Annotated in this window: 20 protein-coding genes, 1 tRNA gene and 1 pseudogene; 13 read left to right on the forward strand and 9 right to left on the reverse strand. The window is 60.7% G+C overall.

Annotation, left to right across the window (positions count from 1 at the left end; translation table 11 throughout):
- Nucleotides 1–345 precede the first annotated feature (345 nt).
- Nucleotides 346–433 (reverse strand) — tRNA-Ser (locus ACXPVS_RS13935).
- Nucleotides 434–556: 123 nt separating this feature from the next.
- Here ACXPVS_RS13935 and ACXPVS_RS13940 point away from each other — a divergent pair.
- Nucleotides 557–1228, forward strand: coding sequence for a Bax inhibitor-1/YccA family protein (locus tag ACXPVS_RS13940; protein WP_223432534.1), 672 nt, complete (start codon nt 557–559; stop codon nt 1226–1228).
- 64 nt (nt 1229–1292) lie between these two features.
- On the opposite strand, the gene ACXPVS_RS13945 is transcribed toward ACXPVS_RS13940, so the two are convergent.
- Nucleotides 1293–1730, reverse strand: coding sequence for an Lrp/AsnC family transcriptional regulator (locus ACXPVS_RS13945; protein ID WP_008155029.1), 438 nt, complete (start codon nt 1728–1730; stop codon nt 1293–1295).
- 136 nt (nt 1731–1866) lie between these two features.
- Here ACXPVS_RS13945 and ACXPVS_RS13950 point away from each other — a divergent pair, with 136 nt between their 5' ends.
- Nucleotides 1867–2763 carry a DMT family transporter gene (locus ACXPVS_RS13950; RefSeq protein ID WP_458510451.1) on the forward strand — a complete coding sequence of 299 codons (897 nt, stop codon included), beginning with the start codon at nt 1867–1869 and terminating at the stop codon, nt 2761–2763.
- A gap of 14 nt (nt 2764–2777) precedes the next feature.
- Here the strand turns inward: ACXPVS_RS13950 and ACXPVS_RS13955 are convergent, their stop codons facing one another.
- A complete protein-coding gene (locus tag ACXPVS_RS13955; RefSeq protein ID WP_458510452.1) occupies nt 2778–3818 on the reverse strand; it encodes an FUSC family protein in 1041 nt (346 codons plus the stop codon).
- Between the two features lie 47 nt (nt 3819–3865).
- Nucleotides 3866–5491 carry an NADP-dependent glyceraldehyde-3-phosphate dehydrogenase gene (locus ACXPVS_RS13960; RefSeq protein WP_458510453.1) on the reverse strand — a complete coding sequence of 542 codons (1626 nt, stop codon included), beginning with the start codon at nt 5489–5491 and terminating at the stop codon, nt 3866–3868.
- A gap of 184 nt (nt 5492–5675) precedes the next feature.
- Between ACXPVS_RS13960 and ACXPVS_RS13965 the strand changes: the two genes are divergently transcribed.
- From ACXPVS_RS13965 to ACXPVS_RS14000, 8 genes are all read left to right on the forward strand, one after another.
- The gene (locus ACXPVS_RS13965; protein ID WP_458510454.1) at nt 5676–6563 is read left to right on the forward strand and encodes a Dyp-type peroxidase; all 888 of its coding nucleotides are present in this window, start codon (nt 5676–5678) and stop codon (nt 6561–6563) included.
- Between the two features lie 15 nt (nt 6564–6578).
- On the forward strand, nt 6579–7547 hold the full coding sequence (locus tag ACXPVS_RS13970; RefSeq protein WP_458510455.1) for a Gfo/Idh/MocA family protein: 969 nt from the start codon (nt 6579–6581) through the stop codon (nt 7545–7547).
- Nucleotides 7548–7633: 86 nt separating this feature from the next.
- Nucleotides 7634–8251, forward strand: coding sequence for a transcriptional repressor LexA (lexA, locus tag ACXPVS_RS13975; RefSeq protein ID WP_458510456.1), 618 nt, complete (start codon nt 7634–7636; stop codon nt 8249–8251).
- Complete coding sequence (gene imuA, locus ACXPVS_RS13980) at nt 8251–8868, forward strand: translesion DNA synthesis-associated protein ImuA (RefSeq protein ID WP_458510457.1); 618 nt, start codon at nt 8251–8253, stop codon at nt 8866–8868. Before lexA ends, imuA begins: the two co-directional genes overlap by 1 nt.
- A gap of 7 nt (nt 8869–8875) precedes the next feature.
- Entirely contained in the window at nt 8876–10291 is a 1416-nt protein-coding gene (locus tag ACXPVS_RS13985) for a Y-family DNA polymerase (protein WP_458510458.1), read from the forward strand.
- Nucleotides 10267–13365 (forward strand): error-prone DNA polymerase, encoded by a 3099-nt coding sequence (locus ACXPVS_RS13990; protein ID WP_458510459.1) that lies wholly within the window; start codon nt 10267–10269, stop codon nt 13363–13365. The genes ACXPVS_RS13985 and ACXPVS_RS13990 overlap by 25 nt, the downstream gene beginning before the upstream one ends.
- A 169-nt stretch (nt 13366–13534) precedes the next feature.
- Nucleotides 13535–15646, forward strand: coding sequence for a PAS domain-containing protein (locus ACXPVS_RS13995; RefSeq protein WP_458510460.1), 2112 nt, complete (start codon nt 13535–13537; stop codon nt 15644–15646).
- An 81-nt stretch (nt 15647–15727) separates the two neighbouring features.
- A complete protein-coding gene (locus tag ACXPVS_RS14000; RefSeq protein ID WP_458510461.1) occupies nt 15728–18346 on the forward strand; it encodes an excinuclease ABC subunit A in 2619 nt (872 codons plus the stop codon).
- An 11-nt stretch (nt 18347–18357) separates the two neighbouring features.
- Here the strand turns inward: ACXPVS_RS14000 and ACXPVS_RS14005 are convergent, their stop codons facing one another.
- Both ACXPVS_RS14005 and ACXPVS_RS14010 read right to left on the reverse strand, forming a co-directional pair.
- Nucleotides 18358–18486: a hypothetical protein gene (locus ACXPVS_RS14005; RefSeq protein WP_458510462.1), complete on the reverse strand. Its 129-nt coding sequence runs from the start codon at nt 18484–18486 to the stop codon at nt 18358–18360.
- A 17-nt stretch (nt 18487–18503) separates the two neighbouring features.
- Nucleotides 18504–18659 (reverse strand): annotated as a pseudogene (locus ACXPVS_RS14010) (RsbRD N-terminal domain-containing protein); the annotation flags it as partial.
- A gap of 219 nt (nt 18660–18878) precedes the next feature.
- Here ACXPVS_RS14010 and ACXPVS_RS14015 point away from each other — a divergent pair.
- Together ACXPVS_RS14015 and ACXPVS_RS14020 are read left to right on the forward strand one after the other, a co-directional pair.
- Nucleotides 18879–19067, forward strand: a complete 189-nt coding sequence (locus tag ACXPVS_RS14015) for a hypothetical protein (RefSeq protein ID WP_458510463.1) — start codon at nt 18879–18881, stop codon at nt 19065–19067.
- Nucleotides 19068–19292: 225 nt separating this feature from the next.
- The gene (locus ACXPVS_RS14020) at nt 19293–19535 is read left to right on the forward strand and encodes a hypothetical protein (RefSeq protein WP_458510464.1); all 243 of its coding nucleotides are present in this window, start codon (nt 19293–19295) and stop codon (nt 19533–19535) included.
- A 119-nt stretch (nt 19536–19654) separates the two neighbouring features.
- On the opposite strand, the gene ACXPVS_RS14025 is transcribed toward ACXPVS_RS14020, so the two are convergent.
- From ACXPVS_RS14025 to ACXPVS_RS14035, 3 genes are all read right to left on the reverse strand, one after another.
- Nucleotides 19655–20746 (reverse strand): SMP-30/gluconolactonase/LRE family protein, encoded by a 1092-nt coding sequence (locus ACXPVS_RS14025; RefSeq protein WP_458510465.1) that lies wholly within the window; start codon nt 20744–20746, stop codon nt 19655–19657.
- The gene (locus ACXPVS_RS14030) at nt 20743–21888 is read right to left on the reverse strand and encodes an SRPBCC family protein (RefSeq protein WP_458510466.1); all 1146 of its coding nucleotides are present in this window, start codon (nt 21886–21888) and stop codon (nt 20743–20745) included. The genes ACXPVS_RS14025 and ACXPVS_RS14030 overlap by 4 nt, the downstream gene beginning before the upstream one ends.
- 107 nt (nt 21889–21995) lie before the next feature.
- Complete coding sequence (locus ACXPVS_RS14035; RefSeq protein ID WP_458510476.1) at nt 21996–22859, reverse strand: LysR family transcriptional regulator; 864 nt, start codon at nt 22857–22859, stop codon at nt 21996–21998.
- Between the two features lie 130 nt (nt 22860–22989).
- On the opposite strand from ACXPVS_RS14035, the gene ACXPVS_RS14040 reads away from it, so the two are divergent.
- A complete protein-coding gene (locus ACXPVS_RS14040; RefSeq protein WP_458510467.1) occupies nt 22990–25620 on the forward strand; it encodes an MGH1-like glycoside hydrolase domain-containing protein in 2631 nt (876 codons plus the stop codon).
- Nucleotides 25621–25648 lie beyond the last annotated feature (28 nt).

Here is a 25648-nt window from a genome sequence, read left to right on the forward strand (position 1 = left end):
TTGTGCCGCCTGATTGGGGCTGTGAACTGACGGCCGCAAGAACAGCGATAGGTCCAGCCAGTGCTCCGCACTTATTACAGGTCGCTGGGTGCCCCTTGTATTCGTCCTCGTTTACTCTTTTCTGAAGCTCTCGCTTGCCTGTGAGCACGTATGAATGGGGTATCGCAACCCCTCGGTTTTGAGGGTCGCGTAGCATCACGTTACATGAAGGATGTTTAACGATCGGCAGGACGCCGGTGGAGGGTAAAAAAGGGCTAGTTATGGAGCACATCCCGGGCGTCGAGATTTTCACCAACCCCCAGAAACGACAAAGCCCTGAATAATCAGGGCTTTGTCGTACATAGATGGCGGAGGCGATGGGATTCGAACTCATGGACCTGTTACAGTCGACGGTTTTCAAGACCGTTGCCTTAAACCACTCGGCCACACCTCCGTTTGCGTTGCGGGCGCCATAATACCTGAATGAAACACACTGTCAAACTCTCTGCATAGCTTGTTACAGAGCGTCTGTTATGATCTTTGCGACTGAACGTTTCAAACCAACAGGAGTGTCGCCATGCGCGAACAGGATTACGCAGTTAATAACAGCGTGCAGGCTGAGCAGCTAGAGGTTAGCCGCGTCCTGCGCAACACTTACGGCTTACTCGCTCTCACCCTCGCATTCAGCGGCGTGATGGCGTTTGTCGCTCAGCAGATGCGTGTCGGCTACCCGAACATTTTCGTAGTGCTGATCGGTTTCTACGGCCTTTTCTTCCTCACCAACAAACTCCGTGATTCGGCTTGGGGGCTGGTGTCGGCATTTGCCCTGACCGGTTTCATGGGGTTCCTGCTCGGCCCGATCCTCAACCGTTACCTGGGCATGCAGGGCGGCGCCGAGGTGGTTAGTTCGGCCTTCGCGATGACTGCGCTGGTGTTCGGCGGTCTGTCGGCCTACGTGCTGATTACCCGTAAGGACATGAGCTTCCTGGGTGGTTTCATCACCGCAGGCTTCTTCGTGCTGCTGGGGGCGACGCTGGCGAGCCTGTTCTTCCAGATCAGCGGTCTGCAATTGGCGATCAGCGCAGGTTTCGTGCTGTTCTCCTCGGTCTGCATTCTGTTCCAGACCAGCGCCATCATTCACGGCGGCGAGCGCAACTACATCATGGCGACCATCAGCCTGTATGTATCGATCTACAACCTGTTCATCAGCTTGTTGCAGCTGTTCGGCATCATGAGCCGCGATGATTAATCGTCAGCCTTGAGGAAAAACCCGCTTCGGCGGGTTTTTTCTTGCCAGCGATTTGAGTAAAAGGTCACGCCATCGGTGGCAGCCGGCGCTTGACCGGGGTTTTCTTGACGATTGCAGTGTTGGTTTCGGCGTGGGTGTTGAGGCGGTCGAGCAGAGTGTCCAGTTGTTCCATCGAGCGCACATGCAGGCGGGCGATGAAGCAGTCGTCACCGGTGACTTTGTCGCACTCGGTAAATTCGGGAATGGCCTGGATCTGCCGTTCCACTTCCTGCAGCTGGCCTGGCAGCGGACGAATACGGACGATGGCTTGTAGTTGATAGCCAAAGCATTTGGGGTCGATCTCGACGGTGTAACCCTTGAGCACGCCACGCTCTTCGAGGCGACGCAAACGCTCGGCGACGCTGGGCGAAGACAAGCCGCTGATCTGCGCCAGAGCCTTGAGCGAGCGACGTGAGTCTTCCATCAATGCCGTGATCAGCACTTGGTCGATGTCGTCGGTCATGTCGAAACCCCCTATGAGGTAATTAATTCAAACCGCCTTGATAAAAAAGGCAGATTTCGAGTTTAGCCTGCTTTTTGCGCTGGAGAAGACTCCCGGCGGATTGGCATACTTTGGGCTCAAACACAGGAGTCTGATGATGGACAAAACAATACGTCACGGGTCATTTGAAATGACCGTCGCCATGCTGATTTCCGGGACCATCGGCTGGTTCGTGCTGGTGTCCGGGCAACCGGTGCTGGACGTAGTGTTCTGGCGTTGCGTATTCGGCGCCGGCACATTGTTGCTGATCTGCGCGGCATTCGGCTTCCTGCGCCCCGGCATTCTGACCCGCACCACGTTCTTGTTGGCTGTGCTCAGCGGCGTGGCGATTGTCGGCAACTGGGTACTGTTGTTTGCTTCTTACTCCCGCGCCTCGATTGCCATCGGCACCGCGGTATACAACGTTCAGCCGTTCATGCTGGTGGGGTTGGCCGCGTTATTCCTCAACGAGAAAATCACCCTGCAAAAACTGTTCTGGCTGGGCATTTCGTTTCTCGGGATGCTGGCGATTGTCAGCGCACATGGCGGGCAGGGCGAGAGCGGCAATGATTACCTGATGGGCATCGCGCTGGCGCTGGGGGCGGCATTCCTCTACGCAATTGCCGCGTTGATCATCAAGCGCCTGACCGGTACACCACCGCATCTGATCGCACTGATTCAGGTCACCACCGGCGTGCTGTTACTCGCACCATTCGCGCATTTTTCGGCGCTGCCGCAAGCGCCGAGCGCGTGGGCCAGTCTGGTCACTCTGGGCATTGTCCACACCGGCGTGATGTACGTGCTGCTCTACGGCGCGATCCAAAAGCTGCCGACGGCACTGACCGGTGCATTGTCCTTCATCTACCCGATTGCGGCGATTTTCGTTGACTGGTTTGCCTTCGGTCATCGTCTGGAACCGCTGCAATGGATCGGTGTTGCCGCGATTCTGTTGGCCGCTGCCGGCATGCAACAGGGTTGGAACATTAAGTTTCGTCGGACGGTGACGACGCAGTAAGCCGTAAAGAAACGTCAGATGTTCCAGTGCGGTGCCGTCTTGGCCAAGCGCTGGCGCATCTCGCCGATGTTGGCGGCTAACTGTCGGACTAATAACCGGTAGCCGTCCAGAGGACTGTAAACCGGTGCGGCCAGACTTGAATCCGACGGCAGTTCGACGGGCCGGCTGAGCCGCTGGGAGGTGCCGGATTTCAGCGCCCGGGCCATACCGATCAATTGCACCCGAATCAGCCGATGCTCGGTTTTTAAAGCTGATTGCAGATGGGCCATGGCATCAGGGTCACTGGCGTCAGGTCGGGTGTTGCCGAGGATTTCCAGGGTGCTGACGCACATCCGCAAGTGCCGCTGAATGGCATCGAGTTCGGTCATGGATATCCGTACTTCCTTGGACACCGACGGCATCAACGAGCGCAGTTGCACCATCACCGTGTTCAGGCGGCCCACCAGTTTATGGTGTTCGTCATCGGTGACCGATTGGCCATTGATGATGCGCCCGTAGATCGTCGCGCAGTCGCGCAAGGCATCGGCCAGGTTGTAGCGCCAGGAGTAAACCGCGTAGAGCGGCAGGGCGAAAGAAAACGCCAGGGCCAGGACGATGCCGATCAGGATGTCCACCCCACGCCACAACCCGTCGGTGATCTGATTGTCGCCATGCCCCGCGACGATAAACACGGTAATCGCCGAGAGCAACGCGGTGTAACCGCCCTTGCCGATGGCGTGGTACGAGAACAACCCGCAAACCACGGCCATCGCGAAATAGGTCAGCCACGGCATCCCCAGCCACGCCTGTTGCGCCACCAGCAGCAAGCCGACGGCGGCGCCGATCAAGGTGCCGATGGCGCGCTCGGCGGCTTTTTTACCGATGTTGCCGTGGTGCTGCAAACCGCCAATCACCACCAGCATCGTCACCGAGGCCCACTCGCCGTGGGGCAGATTGATGCCGGTGGTCAGCAGGATCGTTGCCAGCAATCCCAGTGACACGCGCACCGCGTGGATCACCCGGGCGTGGCGATAGCGCCGGTACGGGTCCAGCAACGGACGCAGCAGTCGGCGCATTAGCGGTGGCAGTCGATGGGCTCTGAATGTGCTCAGGCTCGGTCTCCTCAGAAGATGTAATCGGTGGTCAAGAAGCTCGAACGGCGTCCGCTGATGATCTCGCTGATGAGTTCTTTATTGGTTTCCTGGAACTTGGTCGCCACCAGTGTCCGGATCGAAAACACCCGCAGCGCATCATGCACCGACAGCGTGCCTTCGGCGGAGTTCTTGCGGCCGTTGAACGGGAAGGTGTCCGGGCCGCGCTGGCACTGGGCGTTGAGGTTGATCCGGCCGACCTGGTTGGCGAAGGTGTCCACCAGCCGACCGACCGCCACCGGGTTGGTGCCGAAGATACTCAACTGCTGGCCGAAGTCCGATTCCAGGACGTAATCGATCACCGTGTCCAGATGCCGGTAAGGCACGATCGGCACGACCGGGCCGAACTGTTCTTCCTGATAGACGCGCATCTGCGGCGTCACCGGGTACAGCACGGCAGGGTAGAAGAATGAAGCGCGGGCTTCACCGCCGTTGGGGTTGACGACGGCGGCGCCTTTGCTCACGGCGTCCGCTACCAGCGAGTGCAAGTAATCGACCTTGCTCGCTTCCGGCAACGGTGTCAGCGCCACGCCGCTGTCCCACGGCATGCCGGGTTTCAGGCTGGCGAGTTTGGCGTTAAATTTTTCGATGAACGAGTCGACCACATCTTCATGGACGAAGAGGATTTTCAATGCGGTGCAGCGCTGGCCATTGAACGACAGCGAGCCGGTGAGTGCTTCACTGACCGCGTTGTCCAGATCCACCTCAGGCAGCACGATGCCGGGGTTTTTTGCGTCCAGGCCCAACGCCGCACGCAAACGGTGCGGTTTTGGATGGAGTTTTTTCAGATCGCTGGCGGCTTTGTTGGTGCCGATAAACGCGAAGATGTCGATCTTGCCGCTGGCCATCAGCGCGCTGACGGTCTCGCGGCCGCTGCCGTAGATCACGTTGATCACCCCCGCCGGGAAGCTGTCGCGGAACGCTTCCAGCAACGGACGAATCAGCAGCACACCCAGCTTGGCCGGTTTGAACACCACGGTGTTGCCCATGATCAGCGCGGGAATCAGCGTGGTGAAGGTTTCGTTCAGCGGGTAGTTGTAAGGCCCCATGCACAGCGCCACACCTAGCGGTACGCGGCGGATCTGGCCGAGGGTGTCCTGTTCCAGTTCGAAGCGGCTGGAGCGGCGGTCGAGCTCCTTGAGCGCATTGATGGTGTCGACGATGTAATCGCAGGTGCGGTCGAACTCTTTCTCTGAGTCCTTGAGGTTCTTGCCGATTTCCCACATCAGCAACTTGACCACGGCTTCGCGCTGTTCACGCATGCGCCCCAGAAAGGCTTCGACGTGCTGGATGCGTTCGGCCACCCGCATCGTTGGCCACAATCCCTGGCCCCGGTCATAGGCGCGGACGGCGGCGTCGAGGGCGGTCAATGCGGTGTCGGCATCGAGCAGTGGTGTGCTGCCAAGGATCACTTGTTCATCGCCATTTTCGCCGGTCAGGTACACCGGGCTACGGACCTGGGCGAGGGGCCCTGACCAGGTTTTCAGCTCGCCGTCGACCAGGTATTCACGTTGTTCGGTCTGGCCGTCGAGGCGGTATTTTTCCGGGATGTCGGTGGCGTCGGGAAACAGGTTGCCGAGGATATGTGCGGTGGTCATGTCGCTACTCCATGTGATGTAAGCCATGCGCTGGCGGCTTGCCGTTCAGATTCACTTCAAAGGTTATACGCCTTATTGGCACGCCTTTTTAAGTGCCGATCTCATGATCCCGCGATCTTTTGCCCTGAAAACACACAGCGGCCGATGCTGCGGTTAAACTTCGCGTTTTTCTAAAGGAGTTCATATGAATTACTACCAGCCGGGTATTCTCGCCACCCCAGTACCGCTTCAAGCCCGTCATATGTTCTTCGCACTCGAATCCGCCGCTGCCTTGCCGGCCGCGCTGGAAAATCTTAAGGGGCTGGTGGACGGGAAGTCGGCAGTGGTCGGTTTCGGTGAATCCCTGGTCAAGGCCCTCAAGGGGCAAATCGAAGGCCTGCGCGCCTTTCCAGCGTTGACCGGTGTCGGCGTCGACAACCCGTCGACCCAGCACGCGCTCTGGTGCTGGTTGCACGGTGTCGACCGTGGCGAACTGCTCAATCGCAGCAACGCCATCGAAGCCGCACTGGCGCCGGCCCTGCGCCTGATGCAGATGAACGAAACCTTCCGCCACCTCACCGGCCACGACTTGACCGGTTACGAAGACGGTACCGAAAACCCTCACAACGAAGCCGCCGTCGCCGCCGCGCTGGTGAGTGATGGCGTTGACGGAATGGTCGGTGGCAGTTTCGCCGCGATCCAGCAGTGGCAGCACGACCTGAAGGGCTTCCACGCGATGCCGTCCCATGAGAAGGACAACATCATGGGCCGTCGTTTGAGCGACAACGAAGAGATTGACGACGCGCCGATCTCCGCTCACGTCAAACGCACCGCCCAGGAAAGCTTCGCCCCCGAGGCATTCGTGGTGCGCCGATCCATGCCCTGGATCGAAGGTGATCGCGCCGGCCTGATGTTCCTGGCCTTCGGTTTCTCCCTCGACGCCTTCGAAGCCCAACTGCGTCGCATGAGTGGTCTGGAAGACGGCATCACCGACGGTTTGTACCGCATCAGCCGGCCGGTCACCGGCGGCTACTACTGGTGCCCGCCGCTCAAGGACGGTCATCTGGACCTGCGCGCATTGCGCATTGGCTAAACATCGGGAGTGAGTATGAGCGTGGTGCGTTGGGGCATGATCGGGTGTGGCAGCGTCGCTGAACGCAAGAGCGGGCCGGCCTTCTACAAGGCGCCCGGTTCGGCGCTGGTGGCGGTGATGGGCCGGCGTCTGGAGGCGGTGACAGATTACGCCGCGCGCCACGGCATCGCTCGGGTCTACACCGATGTCGAAGCGCTGATCAATGATCCTGAGGTCGACGCGGTATACATCGCCACGCCGCCTGACAGTCATCACGCTTACGCCTTGAGGGTGGCCGCCGCTGGTAAACATTGCTGTGTCGAAAAACCCATGTCGTTGAATGCCGGGCAAAGCCGTGAGATGCAAAAGGTCTTTGCCGATGCCGGGCTGCACCTGTTTGTTTCCTACTACCGGCGTTCGCTGCCGCGCTTCCAGCAAGTGCGGCAATGGCTGGAGGAAGGACGGATTGGCGGGGTCCGGCACCTGACCTGGACCCTGACCAAAGCGCCATCTCCGACCGATCTTGGCGGTACAGATAACTGGCGCACCGACCCGACCATTGCTGGCGGTGGCTATTTCACCGACCTGTCCAGCCATGGTTTTGACCTGTTCCAGTACCTGCTCGGTGACATCGTCGAAGTCGCCGGGTTTACGGCTCGGCAAGCTGGATTGTATGTCGCTGAGGATGCCGTCAGCGCCAGTTGGCGGTTTGCTTCGGGCGCCATGGGCATGGGCTGCTGGAATTTCGTCGCGGACCGTCGAGAGGACCGTGTCGAGCTGATCGGCAGCAAAGGCCGGATCACCTTTTCCGTATTCGATGAGCATCCGGTTCAGCTTGAAGCCGATGAAACCCTCAGCCTGCACATCGATAATCACGCGCACATCCAGTGGCATCACGTGCTGGGCATGAACGCGCACATTCGGGGTGAAGCGCAGCATCCGGCGGTGGCCGAAGAGGCATTGAAAACCGATTGGGTGATGGACCAGATCCTCAAGCGCGGTTGATAAAAGATCAAAAAATCGTCCGAACGCGGCCCGAACCTTCGGCAACTCCCACAAGGCCTTGCCAGAAAAAAGCCAAAAGAGTACAAATGTACTCCATGACGACATTAACTCCCCGCCGCACCGCCATCCTGACCTTTATCCGCGATCGAATCGCCGAGCATGGCCAGTCCCCGAGCCTCGCTGAAATCAGCGAGGCGTTCGGTTTCGCCTCCCGTAGCGTGGCGCGCAAGCATGTGCTGGCATTGACCGAGGCCGGTTTCATCGAGGTCAATGCGCATCAGGCACGGGGTATTCGTTTGCTCGGGCAACCGACGCGGCCCGAGTTGCTGGACATTCCGGTGCTCGGCCGGGTGGCGGCGGGTGCGCCGATCGGTGCCGATGCCGAGGTTCACAGCCGCTTGCTGCTCGACCCGTCGATCTTCTCGCGGGTGCCGGATTACATGCTGCGGGTCCAGGGTGACTCGATGATCGAGGACGGCATTCTCGACGGCGATCTGGTGGGCGTTCACCGCAATCCCGAGGCGGTCAACGGCCAGATCGTCGTCGCGCGACTCGACGGCGAAGTCACCATCAAACGTTTCGAGCGGGTCGGCGAACGCGTCCGATTGCTGCCACGGAATCCGACCTATAAGCCGATCATCGTCGAAGCCAATCAGGACCTGGCCATCGAAGGGGTGTTCTGCGGTCTGGTGAGGCAAGGGTGATGGGCGCCGTCGTCGCGCTGGAAACGCTGTTCAATGGCGGCCAGGTCTGGAAGGGCCGGCCTGCGCCACCGGCCGTCAGCCCGCAACCTACCGGGCATGCCGCGCTGGATGCGGCGTTGCCTACGGGTGGGTGGCCGGAAGCGGCGCTGACCGAAATCCTTTTGGCCGGGCAGGGCGTCGGTGAGCTGCAACTGGTGTGGCCGGCACTGGCGCGGTTGTCCGCCGCGGGCGAGCGCATCGTGCTGGTGGCGCCGCCTTACGTGCCGTACCCCCAGGCGTGGCAGAACGCCGGGGTCGATCTGCGTCAGTTGTCGATCATCCAGGCCAGCGAGCGCGATGCCTTGTGGGCAGCGGAACAATGCCTGCGTTCGGGCAGTTGCGGCGCGGTGTTGTGCTGGCCGCACAAGGCTGATGACCGGGCGTTGCGGCGCTTGCAGGTGGCGGCGGAAACCGGCTCGACCCTGGCGTTTGCCTACCGCTCGATCAATGAGGCGATCAACCCTTCGCCAGCGGCGCTGCGCATCGCCATCGATGCCAAACCTGCGCAATTGCGCGTGCTCAAGTGCCGGGGTGGGTTGGCGCGTTCGGCGCCGATTACCTTCCTTGTGGGACATTGAGGTTGCCATGCGCTGGGTCTGCATTCTCTTCCCGCAATTGGCGCTGGACGCGGTACTGCGTCAGCGCTCCGATCCCGATGAGCCACTGGCGCTGCTGATCGGCCCGGCGCAGCGTCGGGTGCTGCAAGCGGTCAACGCTTCGGCTCGGGCGCTGGGCTTGCGCCCGGGCCAGTCGATGACCGCCGCCCAGGCCTTGAGCAAAGGTTTTGTCACGGCTGAATACGACGCTGTCGAGATCGAGCACTGGCAGCAGTTTCTGGCCGCTTGGGCTTATCGATTCAGTTCACAAGTCAGCGTGCATTACCCGCGTGCGGTGGTGTTTGAAATCGAATCCAGCCTGGGATTGTTCGGCGCCTGGCCGCAATTCGAGGCGCGATTGCGGACCGAACTCGGCGAGCTTGGGTTTCGCCATCGGATTGTTGCCGCGCCCAACCCGGTGGCAGCGCGGGTGCTGGCCAACGCTTATGACGGTCTGGTGGTGCCCGACGACCAAGCCTTGCAACATCATCTTGGGCAGCTACCCATCGAGCGGATAGGGCTGGAAACCAGCGTTGCCACCGCGTTGTCGCGCATGGGGCTGCGCACCTTGAGTCAGGTTCAGGCGTTGCCGCGCCATAGTCTGGCCCGGCGTTTCGAGGCTCAGGTGCTCAAGCACCTGGACGCCTTGCTCGGGTTACGACGGTTGGCGCTGGCGTTCTACTTGCCGCCGGACCGGTTCGATGTGCGCATCGAGCTCAACTTCGACGTGCAGTCCCATCAGGCACTGCTGTTTCCGTTACGCCGGCTGACCGGTGACTTGTCGGCGTTTCTTTGCGGTCGAGACAGCGGTGTGCAGCGTTTTGACCTGCATTTGGAGCACGCCGGGTTGCCGGACACCGTCATCAAGGTCGGCCTGCTCAGCGCCGAACGTGACCCGGCGATGCTCTTTGAACTGGCCCGGGGCCGGTTGGAGCACGCCCAGGTCGAGGCGCCAGTGCGCGGTTTTCGCCTGCGCGCCGAAGACTTGCCGGCCTTCGTTCCCCAGCGCCAGGAGCTGTTCGACGACCGCCCACAGCAGTCCTTGCCGTGGGAGCAACTGCGCGAACGCTTGCGCGCGCGGTTGGGAGATGACGCCGTGCAGGGCTTGCGGTTCCAGGCCGATCACCGACCGGAATGCGCGTGGCAGGCCAGCGTCGACAGTCTGCGTTGTACAGGACTGCCTGTCGTGCAACGTCCGGGCTGGCTGCTGATTGAGCCGCTGGCGGTGCACGAAGGTTCGACGCGTACCTTGATGGGGCCTGAACGCGTCGAGTCCGGCTGGTGGGACGGCAACGATGTGCGCCGTGATTACTTCCTGATCGAAACCCGTTCCGGTCAGCAGGGCTGGGCCTATCGTGCGGTCGGTGAGGATGGCCCGTTGTGGCTGCAAGGCTGGTTCGCATGAGTGTCGACTATGCCGAGCTGCACTGCCTGTCGAACTTCAGTTTCCAGCGCGGTGCTTCCAGTGCCCTCGAACTCTTTCAACGGGCGAAAAAGCAGGGCTATCAGGCCTTGGCGATCACCGATGAATGCACCCTGGCCGGTATCGTCCGCGCCTGGCAAGCGGCCAAATCCGTGGAGCTGCCGCTGATTATCGGCAGCGAAGTGCGCATCGAGAACGGTCCGAAACTGGTGTTGCTGGTGGAAAACCTTGAGGGTTACCAGACCCTGTGCCGACTGATTACCCGAGCGCGGCGCCGCACGCAGAAAGGCCAGTATCAAGTGCTGCGGGAAGACTTCAGTGAACCCTTGCCGGGGCTGTTGGCATTGTGGGTGCCGGATGCGGTCGACGACTTTGAACAGGGTCACTGGCTGAAACAGACCTTCGCCGAACGCCTGTGGCTGACCGTCCAGCTGCATCGCGGCCAGGATGATACCCGACGGCTGACTGCGCTGCTGACCCTGGCGGGCGAACTGCGAATCCCGGCGGTGGCCAGCGGCGATGTGCACATGCACGCTCGTGGGCGACGCGCCTTGCAGGACACCATGACCGCGATCCGTCATCACCTGCCGGTGGCGGAGGCCGGGTTGCGTCTTCATCCCAATGGCGAGCGGCATGTGCGCAGTCTCGAGGCTCTGCAATCGATCTACCCGCAAGCACTGCTCGACGAAACGCTGAACATCGCCCGGCGCTGCACCTTCGACCTCGCTCAGTTGCGTTATCAATATCCCCGCGAGTTGGTCCCTGAAGGTCAGACAGCCACGTCCTGGCTGCGGCATCTGACCGAAGAGGGCATCGCGTGGCGCTGGCCAAAAGGCCCGCAGGTCCAGGTGCTGACGCAGATCGACAAGGAGTTGGAGCTGATCGCCGAGCTGGGCTACGAAAGCTATTTCCTGACAGTTCACGACATTGTGCGATTCGCCCGTGAGCAAAAAATCCTGTGTCAGGGGCGTGGTTCGGCAGCCAACTCCGCAGTGTGCTTTGCCTTGGGTATCACGGAAATCGATCCGGATCGCACCACGCTGTTGTTCGAGCGCTTTCTTTCCAAAGAGCGCAACGAACCGCCGGACATCGACGTCGATTTTGAACACGAACGCCGCGAAGAAGTCTTGCAGTACGTGTTCCAGCGTTATGGCCGGGCCCGCGCGGCGCTGACGGCGGTGGTCAGCACGTATCACGCGGCCGGCGCGGTGCGTGATGTGGCCAAGGCCTTGGGTTTGCCGCCGGATCAGATCAACGCCCTGGCCGATTGCTGTGGCCACTGGAGTGATGTAACACCGCCCGTGGAGCGCCTGCTTGAAGGCGGGTTCGACCCCGAGAGCCCGGTGCTGCGTCGGGTGCTCAGCCTGACGGGACAACTGATCGGTTTTCCCCGACACCTGTCCCAGCACCCCGGTGGTTTCGTGATTTCCGAGCAACCTCTGGACAGCCTGGTCCCGGTGGAAAACGCCGCCATGGCCGAGCGCACCATCATCCAGTGGGACAAGGACGACCTCGATGCCGTCGGGCTGCTCAAGGTGGATATTCTGGCGTTGGGCATGCTCAGTGCGATCCGCCGCTGTTTCGATCTGTTGCGCCGTCATCGCCACCGGGATCTGAGCCTGGCGACGATCCCGTCCGAAGACTCGCAGACCTACGACATGATCGGCCGTGCCGACACCATCGGCGTGTTCCAGATCGAGTCCCGGGCGCAGATGTCGATGCTGCCGAGGCTCAAACCCCGGACCTTCTATGACCTGGTGATCGAGGTGGCGATTGTCCGTCCGGGGCCGATTCAGGGCGGAATGGTGCATCCGTACCTGCGACGCCGAAACAAGGAAGAACCCGAGGTCTATCCGTCCCCGGCACTGGAAATCGTGCTCAAGCGCACGCTGGGCGTGCCGCTGTTTCAGGAACAGGTGATGCAGATTGCTATCGTCGCCGCCGACTACAGCCCCGGCGAGGCCGATCAGTTGCGCCGTTCCATGGCTGCCTGGAAGCGCCATGGCGGGCTGGAGCCGCACAAGGATCGCCTGGCCGCCGGGATGAAAAAAAACGGCTACACGGCCGAGTTTGCTGCGCAGATTTTCGAGCAGATCAAAGGCTTCGGCAGTTATGGTTTTCCCGAGTCCCACGCCGCCAGTTTCGCCTTGCTGACCTACGCCAGTTGCTGGTTGAAATGCCACGAGCCGGCGGCCTTCGCTTGTGCGCTGATCAACAGCTGGCCCATGGGTTTCTACAGCCCGGACCAGATTCTGCAAGACGCGCGCCGGCATCATTTGCAGATTCGCCCGGTGGACGTGCGCGCCAGTGACTGGGATTGCAGCCTCGAACCGATCACCGGTGCCCAGCCGGCGATCCGTATGGGGTTGCGGATGATCAAGGGCTTTCGCGAGGACGATGCCCGGAGCATAGAAGCCGCACGGTCGAAGGGGGCGTTTATCGACATTGCCGACCTCGGCAAACGGGCGCGACTCGATGCCCGTGCCCAGGAGCAACTGGCCGATGCCGGTGCACTGCGCGGCCTGGCGGGTGACCGTCATCGGGCTCGCTGGGACGTGGCGGGTGTGCAGAAACAGCTCGGCTTGTTTGCCGGTCTGCCGAGTCCGGAGGAGGGCGCGGTGTCGTTGCCCAAACCCACCGTCGGCGAGGACCTGCTAGCCGATTACAACAGTGTCGGCACCACGCTAGGTCCGCATCCGCTGGCGTTGTTGCGGGGTGAATTGAAAGCCCGGCGCTGCCGCAGTTCGAAGGAACTGCTGGAGGTCGAGCATGGACGACCGGTCAGCGTCGCCGGGCTGGTGACCGGTCGACAACGCCCCGGCACCGCCAGTGGCGTGACCTTTGTCACCCTTGAAGATGAGTTCGGCAACGTCAACGTCATCGTTTGGCGCGACCTGGCCGACCGGCAGCGTCAGGTGTTGGTGGGCTCGCAATTGCTCAAGGTCGACGGGCGCTGGGAAAAGGAGGGCGAAGTGCGGCATTTGATTGCCGGACGTCTGAGCGACCTGAGCGCATTGCTCGACGGTATCAGCGTACGCAGCCGGGATTTTCGTTGACCATTTGTTGGGTTCCTCCTCAAGCAAGTGCACAAAAATCTGCGGGTGAAGAATCAGCTAACCTCTATGAAACCATTGGCGACTGCGATGCTCGAAACAAACGGGCACGCACCGTCCTCATACCGTGCGATCCCTTAAGCCGTCATCTACAGGGATACAGAGTCAGTCGATGCAGTTTTTAGACGATAGCCATGGGTGCGCAGGCTGGAACGGTGAAATGGCCGGGCGCATCTGTGCGTTTGACTGGAGCGTGACTGAGCTTGGGAGCATGGACTCCTGGCCCAGAAGCTTGTGCAGCGCGGTGCAGTTGATGCTCGCCTCCCCACTGCCGATGGTGATGCTGTGGGGGCGACCGGGTTACATGATCTATAACGATACGTACTCGACGTTTGCCGGTGGTCGCCATCCTTACCTGTTGGGTTCTCCGGTGGAACTGGGCTGGCCGGAAGTCGCCGAATTCAATCGGCATGTGGTCGATACCTGCCTGGCCGGCGGCACCTTGTCCTACCGCAACAAAGTCCTGGAATTGCTGCGCGACGGCGTTCCCGAAGACGTCTGGCTGGACCTCTATTACAGCCCGGTGGCGGATGATGACGGGAAACCGGCCGGGGTCATGGCGATGGTGGTCGAGACCACCGAGCATGTGATTTCCGAACGCCGCCGTCAGGCCGCCGAGGATGCCTATCACGCCGACAACGAACGGGTGCGGCTGGCGCTTAATGCCGGGGCTTTGCTCGGCTCGTTCGTCTGGGACATCAAGGACAATGTGCTCTCCTGCGATGAGCGTTTCGCCCGCACCTTTTCCTACCCGCCGGAGCAGAACCTGGCCGACTTGCCAATGGACGTCGTCGAAGCACGGATCCATCCCGATGACCGCAGCTGGGTACAGGAGCAGATCAATCAATCAGTGGACACCGGCGAACCCTTTAATGCCGAGTATCGGGTCCTGCGCCCGGATGGCAGTTATCTGTGGGTGCAGGCGAGTGGTGGCTGCGAGTTCAATGAGCAGGGCCAACCGTTCCGTTTTCCCGGGGTGTTGATCGACATCCACGAACGCAAGACCGCCGAAGAATCCTTGCTGAAGTTCACCCGCAACCTGGAGCAACGCGTTGCCGACGAAGTCGACGCGCGGCTGGCCGCCGAAGAACAACTGCGTCAATCGCAGAAACTCGAAGCCATCGGCGGCCTCACCGGCGGCGTAGCCCATGACTTCAACAACCTTTTGCAGGTGATCGCCGGCAACCTGCACTTGCTGGCGCGGCATGAACCGGACAACGCCAACGTGCAGCGTCGGGTCAGTGCTTCGATTGCCGCGGTCGAGCGCGGCGCCAAACTGTCTTCGCAATTGCTCGCATTTGCCCGTCGTCAGCCCTTGTCGCCAGCGGTCTGCGACCTGCGGCAGGTCTTTGATGGGCTCGGGGAGTTGTTGCAGCGGGCGCTGGGGGAAACCATCCAGATCAATGTCACCGCGGCCGAAGCCCTTTGGTACGTCTACGTGGACCACAATCAACTGGAAAACGCCATTCTCAATCTGGCGATCAATGCCCGTGACGCCATGAAAGGCGAGGGGACCATTGACCTGAGCGCCGAGAACGTTGCCCTCGATAGCAAGTTTTGCGCAGGCAAGGGTATCGTTGCCGGCGATTATGTCTGCGTGGCAGTGGCTGACAGAGGGGGCGGCATGTCACCGCAGGTACTCGCACAGGCTTTCGAACCGTTTTTTACCACCAAGGCCGATGGCCAGGGCACGGGGTTGGGGCTGAGCATGGTGTTCGGTTTCGTCAAGCAGAGTGGCGGGCATATCGAGATTTCCAGCATGGTCGGGCAGGGCACTTGGGTGCAGATGTATTTTCCTCGCAGCCTGCGCCCGATGCTCAACGAAACGACACGTTATGACCCGCACCAGCGAGGCGGACACGAAACCATTCTGGTGGTCGAGGACAACGAGGCGGTGCGCAGCGCAGCGGTGGAGTTACTGCGTGAAGAAGGTTATCAAGTGCTGACGGCGGCCAACGGTGACGTCGCGATGCAGATATTGCTGGAGGGCGCGGTGGTGGACCTGATTTTCACCGACGTGGTCATGCCCGGCCTGATCAAAAGTTCGGACCTGGCCGCCTGGGCCAAGGTGCAGACGCCGTCGGTGGCCGTGCTGTTCACCTCGGGCCACACCCGTGACATTATTTCGCGCAATCACCAACTCAGCCCCGACACTTACTTGCTGAGCAAACCTTATGGCCCCGAGGCACTCACACAGATGGTTCGCACCGTGCTCAACGGCTAACCCGATTCGATCGTTCCCACGGCTCGACGTGGGAACGATTATGCGACAGAGTTCTTTGCGCTATCTAACCAAGGCTGGTCTATGACTTCCAATCCTCCTTCCGGCATGGTCAGGGTGCGCGGCGCCCGGGAACACAATCTCAAAAACGTCGATATCGACATCCCCCGGGATGCCCTGGTGGTGTTCACTGGCGTGTCCGGTTCGGGGAAATCGTCGTTGGCGTTCTCGACCCTCTACGCCGAAGCGCAACGCCGCTATTTCGAGTCCGTGGCGCCTTATGCACGGCGCCTGATCGATCAGGTCGGCGTGCCGGATGTCGACTCCATTGAAGGCTTGCCGCCGGCGGTGGCGCTCCAGCAACAACGGGGTACGCCGAGCACGCGCTCTTCGGTGGGCAGCGTGACGACCTTGTCGAGCCTGATCCGCATGCTGTACTCCCGGGCCGGCAGTTATCCGCCGGGACAACCGATGCTCTATGCGGAAGACTTTTCGCCCAACATGCCCCAGGGCGCGTGCCCCGAATGCCATGGGTTGGGGCGGGTGTATGAAGTTACCGAAGCCCTGATGGTCCCGGACTCGAGCCTGACCATTCGCCAGCGCGCGGTCGCCTCCTGGCCCACCGCCTGGCAGGGACAAAACCTGCGCGACATCTTGGTGACGATGGGTTACGACGTCGACAAACCCTGGCGTGATCTGCCGAAAAAACTGCGCGACTGGATTCTCTTCACCGAAGAAACACCCACGGTGCCGGTGTATGCCGGGCTCACGCCCGAAGAAACCAAAATCGCGCTCAAGCGCAAAGTGGAACCGAGTTACCAGGGCACGTTCACCGGCGCCCGGCGCTACATCCTGCACACCTTCAGCCATTCCCAAAGCGCGCTGATGAAAAAGCGCGTCGCGCAATTCATGCTCGGCAGCCCGTGCCCGTTGTGCGACGGCAAACGGCTCAAGCGCGAGGCGTTGTCGGTGACCTTTGCCGGTTACGACATCGGCGAGTTGTCGCAGATGCCGTTGCTGCAAGTGGCCGAAGTCTTGAAGCCGGTGGCCGCTCACAGCTACCTCGAACAGACCGAAGCGGCGGGTGAGGTAATGACGCACGAGCAGACTCGCGAGGCCCGCGAGCAACGAGTGGCCCACGGCGCCAGTGGTCACGCCAGCGCGCCGGATGTACGCCACACACCGAACCTGTCAGTGGAGAAACGCCTGGCCGCGCAGCGGATCGCTCAGGATTTGTTGGCGCGGGTCAGCACGTTGACCGATCTGGGACTCGGTTATCTGGCGCTGGAACGCAGCACGCCGACGCTGTCGTCCGGTGAGTTGCAGCGTCTGCGCCTGGCGACGCAATTGGGCTCGCAACTGTTCGGCGTGATCTACGTGCTGGATGAGCCGTCGGCCGGATTGCACCCGGCGGATGGCGAAGCATTGTTCGAAGCGCTGCAGCGTCTGAAGGCTGCGGGCAACACCTTGTTCGTGGTCGAGCATGACCTGGAAACCATGCGCCGGGCCGACTGGTTGATCGACGTAGGCCCGGCGGCCGGCGAGCATGGCGGCCAAATCCTGTACAGCGGGCCGCCGCCAGGGTTGGCGCAGGTGACGAACTCGCAGACGCGCGCTTATCTGTTCGCCGAGCAGGTCACTCAGCCTCGAGCCAGCCGCAAGGCGACGGATTGGTTGCGGCTCGAAGGCATCACCCGCAATAACCTGAACAACCTCAGCGTCGAATTCCCGCTGGGCTGTTTTACCGCAGTGACCGGCGTCTCCGGCTCCGGTAAATCGAGTCTGGTCAGTCAGGCGCTGCTGGAACTGGTGGGCGCGCATCTCGGGCGCGCGGCAAGTGACAGCGAACCCGAAGCGTTGAGCCTGGAGGATGACGCACCGCAAGTCAGCGGCGGTCAGGTCACGGCGGGGCTGGAATCGATCAAGCGCTTGGTGCAAGTCGATCAGAAACCCATCGGCCGCACGCCGCGCTCGAACCTGGCGACTTACACCGGGCTGTTCGACAACGTGCGCAAACTGTACGCCGCCACCCCCCAGGCGCAGGCCGCGGGTTACGACGCCGGTCAGTTCTCCTTCAATGTTGCCAAGGGCCGTTGCCCGACGTGCGAAGGTGAAGGCTTTGTCAGCGTCGAGTTGCTGTTCATGCCCAGCGTCTATGCACCGTGCTCGACCTGCCACGGTGCGCGCTACAACCCCGAGACGCTGGCAATCATCTGGCAAGGGTTGAACATCGCCCAGGTGTTGCAACTGACGGTGGACGAGGCGGTCATGGTGTTTACCGAGCAACCGGGTATTCGCCGCTCGCTGGAGGTGCTGCGCGATATCGGCCTGGGTTACCTGCGCCTCGGCCAGCCGGCGACCGAACTGTCGGGCGGTGAAGCCCAACGGATCAAACTGGCCACCGAACTGCAACGCAACCAGCGTGGGGCAACGTTGTACGTGCTCGACGAGCCCACCACGGGTTTGCACCCAAGGGATGTTGATCGCTTGCTCGAACAGTTGAATACGCTCGTGACGGCGGGGCATACGGTGATCGTCGTCGAACATGAAATGCGCGTGGTGGCGCAGAGTGACTGGGTGATCGACATCGGCCCGGGGGCGGGGGATCAGGGTGGCAAGATTGTCGTCAGTGGCACCCCGCAGCAAGTGGCCAACAGCAAGAAGAGCCGGACGGCACCGTTTTTAGCCAGAACCCTCGGGTAAATCAAAAGGTCTTAAACGCTGTCCAGCGTGCGCCGCACCTTGTCCAGCAGTTCATTGATCTGGAACGGCTTGATCAGCATCTCCATGCCATCGCCAAGGAACACCTGACAGTTGATGGCAGTTTCGGCATAACCGGTCATGAACAGGATCGGCACCCATTCTGGCCGTTGCCTCGTTCAAGGCCCGAGACGATCAGTTGCAGGAACTCCGATGTCTGCTGCCGCAGATCCTGCTCTTTGAGGTTGCGCGCGGCACCGCTGGCTTCAAGGCCATTTTTCCATTCGGCCAACAGCGGCGTCTGGTTTTTTGTCATCGCATCGAGTGTGCCGGTTTCCCTAATATTGGCCGGCGTAAAGTCAGTGACATTTGCCGAATGAGATAGTTGTTCGCTCCGGCAGGATTTTTTGATCCGGTGCACATGGACTCTAGTAGGTCAGCGATCCGTTCGATGGAACGTTGCTTGCCGGGCGGCTTCGAATCTTCGAGGCCCGACTGTTTCAGCCGCGCACATGCAGTGATGAACGAGGTACTTATGAACGATGACAGTGGTCTTGAGGACAACGCGAAAACCGCCGAACCGCAAAGCACAGATAAAGCGGTCGACCAGAAGCAACGCCACACCGACAACGACAATGATTTCAGCCCGGGTTTCAAGCCGAATCCCGACCGGCCCCAACCCGGTGATGACACCGATGCCGACATCGACACCGATGGCGGCTAGATGTTCGCGATACCGCCTGCGGCCGCGCTGTCGAGGGCGGTTGATTGATCGTTAACGTGTGGAGGTCGACGAGCGGACAACGGTTTTATTGCGTTTGCAGCATGGCGACGAACGGGCACCGCTGGTCTGATAGACGGTCGACAGAACCGGCTAACCGAGGCCATTCTGATGGTTGGTGAACGCAATTGATCGCGTTTGCCTCCGATCAACAAACGGAGGTGTTCCATGCCGGTGCCACACGACCTTTATCAGGATCTCAACATTTCAAAGGAAGATATCCAGCAAAAACGCACCAAGGATCCGTTACTGGATTCACTGATCAACAAGTATTCGCAGGCAGACGCCGAGGTCGTAAAGGCCGAAACCGCCCAATCGGATGCGCCCAGCGATGACGCATTGAAGAAACTCAAGGAGAAGCGCGTGCAGGTTAAGCAAAAGATCGTTGATCGGCTTCAGACCCCGTCCTGACGCGCCCTGGCGGTGACTGAAAAACTGGAACGGCACCTCGAATGTTCAGAGTCCGAATTTACGGCTCCATACGAGGTGCCTCATGACCGAACACTCATCCCCGGCAAAGTCAGGCACGTTTACTGTTGCAATGCCTTGCTCAACGGCAATCGCACCATGTTTTTTGCCTTCAACGACCCAAAGTACAACCAATCTCCATACTCGCGAACGGTAGTGATCGGCGAGTAGTTGTCGCGGCCACCGTCCTGCAAGTTGGCGATCACTTTACCGTCCAGGTCCAGGCCCAGCACGAAGGCGCGTTTCTCCACCGGCTTAGGCAGGACAGTCATGGCTCGCGCGATCATCTTGCGCACGAATGGATGCGGCGCGGTGGCATCGAGCAGTGCGTTGCGCGGTGCATAAAGCGCCACCCAGAAGCGGTCACGGCCATTGAACGCGAGGTTGTCCGGCAAGCCTGGCAGATTTTCGATGAATAGATCGTGGGTACCGGCTTTGGGGCCGCTCAGCCAGTAACGACTGATGCGATAGGCGCCTGTTTCGTTGACCAATACAAAGGCATCGTCCGGTCCCAAGGTCACGCCGTTGGCGAATTCCAGCTTATCCAGCAGGACGGCGGTCTTTCCGGTCTGGAAGTCATAACGCAGCAAACGACCATCGCCGCCGTGCTCAATGATCGCGTCGCCGTCGCTGCCGTAGCCAAATCGGCTGGAGGCATCACTGAAATAGGCGTAGTGCCCGGACTTGTCGATGGCTACGTCGTCGGTAAAACCGAAGGGCACGTCGTTGGCCGCCGTGGTCAATGGAATCAATCGGCCCTGGGCATCCAGTGACAGCAAGCCCTTGACCCCGTCGGCAATCACCAGCAGACCGTTGGGATGACGGGCCAGGCCCAAGGGTCTGCCGCCCGTATCGGCCAGAACCTGGGTGACCTTGCCGTCGAGGCTGGTCCGGATTAATCGACCGTCATGCAAACCCGTGATGAGGACGTTTTCCTCCAGCAGCAACGCTTCCGGTCCATCGATATCCGCGGCGCCGACGCGCTCCACGCCTTTGAGGCGCTGATTGTCGGCGTAGATTGCGCTGGTGAGGGAGGGCGCTGGTGGCGGTGTCCAGGCCACCGGCTGAACCTTGGTCGGCATCAGCAGCAGGAAGGCGCCGATCGCAACGAACACCAGCAACACCACATGGCGAAACTTCACGGTTTGACTCACGCGCAGGCTCCTGTCGGGACCCGTTGTTTTTGCGCCATTTTACGCAACGCCAACATCGACGCTGTCGACTCACGATCAATGCGCCGCTTGAGCAGCAGTCGATTGGCAATGCGCATCGCCAGGCCGCTGAACTGATACTCCAGCGTGCGGACGAAGCGTGTGTCGTCACCCAAGGCCTCGCACTCGTAAGTCACCACTAAAGACAACCCGTGATCGCCATGGGCCCAGGCACGCCAGCGGCGTCCTGGCAGGTATTCGTTAACCTCCCAGCGCAAGTGTCCCTCACGGCCGCCCGCCTTGATGTCTTCCTCAAACCGCCCCCCGGCATGCAGCGGACCGCTCTGGCCATCGACCTTGAGGGACGAGGGATGCCACTCCGGCCAACGGGTCACGGTGCTGGCATAGGCGAGCACGTCAATCGGGTCTCCAGCAATGTCGATCTGATGCTGCATGCGAGTCATGGTCGTTCTCGTCGGGTGCAGGTCCGTGGGCTCCGGCTCCCAATAGAGGGTGCCGAACAGGTAGTCCATCAGCGGAAAAACGATATTGAAATTGCGATCTTGCATCAGCTCACGACGGTGATGGAGTTCATGCAGGCGGCGCATCTGGCGGATCCACGGCAACCGTGTGACGGGGTTCTCGGGTGGCAAGTGCTCGCAAGCATGGAACACTTCATAGGTCAGGTAACCGAGGACCAGACAGCCGCCGAACAACCCGGCGACGTTGGCATCGAACGGCTCAAGCAGCCACCAGAGGGGCAAGGTGATGACGACCGTGTGCAAAACGATCAGCCAGGCCGGAAACAAAATCACCCGCCAGTCCCGGGCACTGTCGTAGGTCATGTGGCCAGGGGCGAAAAAGCTGTGATGGTCGCCGGCATGGCGGGCATAGAACATTCGCGCGAAGCTCTTTTTGTGATGCCCCAAGTGCCGATGGACCCTGTACACGCCGAAGTTGAAAAGCAACAACGTCAACGGCACCGCCAGCCATTCCAGTGGCTGAACCTGGTGCACGGTGCTCCAGAATCCGCCGATGGCCAGCACCCCGAACAGCAGCACAAAAGCGCCGTGCAACCATGGGTTGTAGAGCGGATGAATAGCAGCGCGGTAGCGGGCGCGGAATGCTTCGGTGGTCTGCCTCACTGCAATCACCTGTAGTTATTGTTATCTCCAGCAGATTAGACGATCCCGGCGTTTCAGGCGGGCCGAACCATGAGGTCACACATGCCATGATCCGGTGCAAACCGGATTCAGGTCAGCGGGTTCCAGCGTTGCGACCAGTCATCGTCGGATTTGATCACTTCGCGCAGCAGGTCGAAGGCTTGTTGCAGGGTCGCCGAGTCGCGGTCGCGGGAGTAAACCAGATAGGTCGGATAGCTGAACTCCGGGGCTTTGGGCACTTGCTCCAGCACACCGCTTTGCAGATAACTCTGGACCACCCGGGTGCGGAAGTAGCCGCTTCCGCCGTTTTCCAGAATGTACTGCAAGCCCAGTGGGCCGAGGTTGAAGCTCAACGCGGCTTTGGCTTTTTCCGGCAGGGCAGCATCGTGTTGACGGCGGAAGTCCGGGCCCCAGTCGATGTACACGTAGGGGTCGGGTTTTGCGGTCAGGCGGATGAGGACCAGTTTCTCTTCCAGCACCTGTTCGACCTGCAGACGTGGCCAATACTCGGGCTGGTAAACCAGCGCCGCATCCAGCACCCCCAGTTCCAGTTGGCGCAGCAGGTTTTCACCGTCACGAATTTCCATGCGCAGGGCGTGGCTGGGGATCTTCTCGCGCAGCGCTCCGGCCCAGCTGAGCATTAGCGGGTTGCACAGACTGACCTCGCCACCGATGTGCAACACGTCGCGGTAACCCTCGGGTAACGGCAAGTCCCGTCGCGCCGCTTCCCAGGTTTCGACCAGTTGATTGGCGTAGACCACGAAGGCTTCACCGTTAGGTGTCAGGCGCGCACCGGCGCGGTTACGCACGAACAACGTACTTCCTAGCTGGCTTTCGAGTTTCTGTACCCGCGCCGTGATAGCGGTCTGGGTAACGTGGAGTTTTTCGGCGGCTGCGGCAAGGCTGCCGTGGCGGACGATTTCCAGAAAGGTGCGGGCGAGATCGATGTCCATGGGGCGGCCGGTATTGGGAGTGAACACATTGTAAGAGCACTCCCCACCTGTGGCGAGGTGTCACAGGTTTCACATTGCTGTAGGGGCGTGGGCACTACACTGCAACCGTATCTCGCCCAACGGACTCACCATGACAGCCAAACCCGCTGCGAACATCCAAGGCACAGTCGAAGGCCAGCGTCTGGCCGGCAGCGAGGCCGATGCCTGGCGCGAATGGGGGCCCTATCTGAGCGAGCGCCAATGGGGCACGGTGCGCGAGGACTACAGTGCCGATGGCGATGCCTGGCGCTATTTTCCCCATGACCATGCCCGCAGTCGGGCCTATCGCTGGGGCGAGGACGGGCTGGCGGGGTTTTCCGACAAGGCTCAGCACTGGTGTCTGGGATTGGGGGTATGGAACGAGCGCGATCCGATTCTCAAGGAACGACTTTTTGGCCTGAACAATGCCGAGGGCAATCACGGCGAAGACGTCAAAGAACTGTATTTCTACGTCGACGGCGTGCCGAGCCATGCCTACATGCGCATGCTCTACAAATACCCTCAGGCCGAATTTCCCTACGCTGACCTGATCGCCGAAAACGCCCGCCGTGGTCTGGCGGATACCGAGTACGAAATCCTCGACACCGGCGTGTTTGAGGACAACCGATACTTCGACGTGACGGTGGAATACGCCAACCACGCGACGGACGACATCTTTATGCGCGTCACGGTGTGCAACCGCGCCGATCAGCCAGCGCGTTTGCACGTAGTGCCTCAGCTCTGGGCGCGCAACACCTGGAGCTGGGTGGCCGATGCGCAGAAACCGAGCCTGACGCTGGACGGCGATCAGGTTCTGGCCCGGCACCCGCAACTGCCTGACCGGCAGGCCAATGCCTGGGGGGAGGAGGACTGCGAATGGCTGTTCTGCGAAAACCAGAGCAACTTCCCCAGGCTCGAGGGTGTGGCGGCGAGCGGGCCGTTCAAGGACGGGATCAACGATTTTCTGGTCGATGGCATCGACGACGCGATCCGCCGTGACACGGGAACGCGGGTGGCGGCGCATTTCGTATTGGCCTTCGAGGGGGGTCAGAGTCGCAGCGTTTATCTGCGCTTCGCCCCATCAGGTGCCACTCGGGTGAATGCCAAGGCGCTGTTCGATCGTCGGCGCGCCGAGGCCGACGCGTTTTACGCAGCACTGCAAGTCGGGATCAACGACCCGGATGCACGCAACGTTCAACGCCAGGCCCTGGCTGGATTGCTGTGGTCCAAGCAACTGTATTACTTCGATGTCAATCAGTGGCTCGACGGTGATCCGGTGCAACCTGCGCCTGCGCCCGGGCGCTCACACATTCGCAACACCCATTGGCGGCACCTGTCGAATTTCGACATCGTCTCCATGCCGGACACCTGGGAATATCCGTGGTACGCCTCCTGGGACCTGGGCTTTCAGGCCGTAGCCTTCGCGCTGATCGATCCGGGGTTCGCCAAGCATCAGTTGTTGCTGCTGGTCAAAGACCGCTTCATGCACCCCAACGGTCAGTTGCCGGCCTATGAATGGCGTTTCGATGACGCCAACCCACCGGTCCACGCGTGGGCCTGCTGGCGGGTATATCAGCAGGACAAAACGCTGACCGGGGTAGGGGACATGGATTTCCTCGAACGGATTTTCCATAAGCTGCTGCTGAATTTTTCCTGGTGGGTGAACCGCAAGGACACCGAGGGTCGCAACTTGTTTCAGGGTGGTTTCCTCGGGCTGGACAACATCGCTCTGTTCGACCGCTCGGCGATATTGCCACCCGGCTACCAACTCGATCAGGCCGATGGCACGGCGTGGGTCGCCGCTTATGCGCTGGACCTGATGCGCATCGCCCTGGAACTGGCCAAACGCAACAATGTGTACGTCGACATCGCGGTGAAATTCTTCGAGCATTTTCTCTACATTGCCGGGGCCATTAATCGTGTCGATTCTGACGCCGAAGGTCTGTGGGACGAACAGGACCACTTTTTCTACGACGTGCTGCACCGACCGGACGGCGTCAATGAACCGCTGCGCCTGCGCTCTATCGTCGGTCTGATGCCGCTGTTCGCCGTGCAGGTGTTGGAGCAGCACGAACACGAGGGTTTGCCTGGATTGCGCGAACGCCTGTTGGGTTTTATGCGCCATCGACCGGATCTGGCCAGCCTGGTCTCGCGCTGGACCGAGCCGGGTGAAGGCAACCGGATGCTGCTGGCACTGTTGCGCGGCGAACGCACCAAGGACTTGCTCAAACGCATGCTCGACGAGGGCGAGTTTCTCTCTGAGTTTGGCATTCGTTCGTTGTCCAAAGCGTTCGCTGAACGGCCCTTTGGCGCGCAGATCAATGGTGATCGACTCTGTGCCCGTTACGAACCTGCGGAATCGGGTTCGCGGCTGTACGGCGGCAATTCCAACTGGCGTGGGCCGGTGTGGATGCCGATCAACTACCTGCTGATCGAATCCTTGCGCGAGTTTCACCGTTACTACGATCAGAACTTCTCGGTGGAATACCCCACGGGGTCAGGTTTCATGGCCTCGCTTGAGGAGGTTGCCGATAGCCTGAGCCAGCGTTTGACCCGGTTGTTTTTGCGCGATGAAGAGGGCAGTCGACCGTCCATGGCGGCGTATCCGCAATTGCAGACTGACCCCGCCAGCCGCGACCTGGTGTTGTTCCATGAATATTTTCACGCTGAGACTGGGCGTGGTCTGGGGGCCAGTCATCAGACCGGGTGGAGTGCGTTGGTGGCGCTGTTATTACAACCTTGACTTCCCACCCGACGCAAAAACCCTTTGG

The sequence above is a fragment of the Pseudomonas sp. Ma2-10 genome, assembly GCF_054330215.1.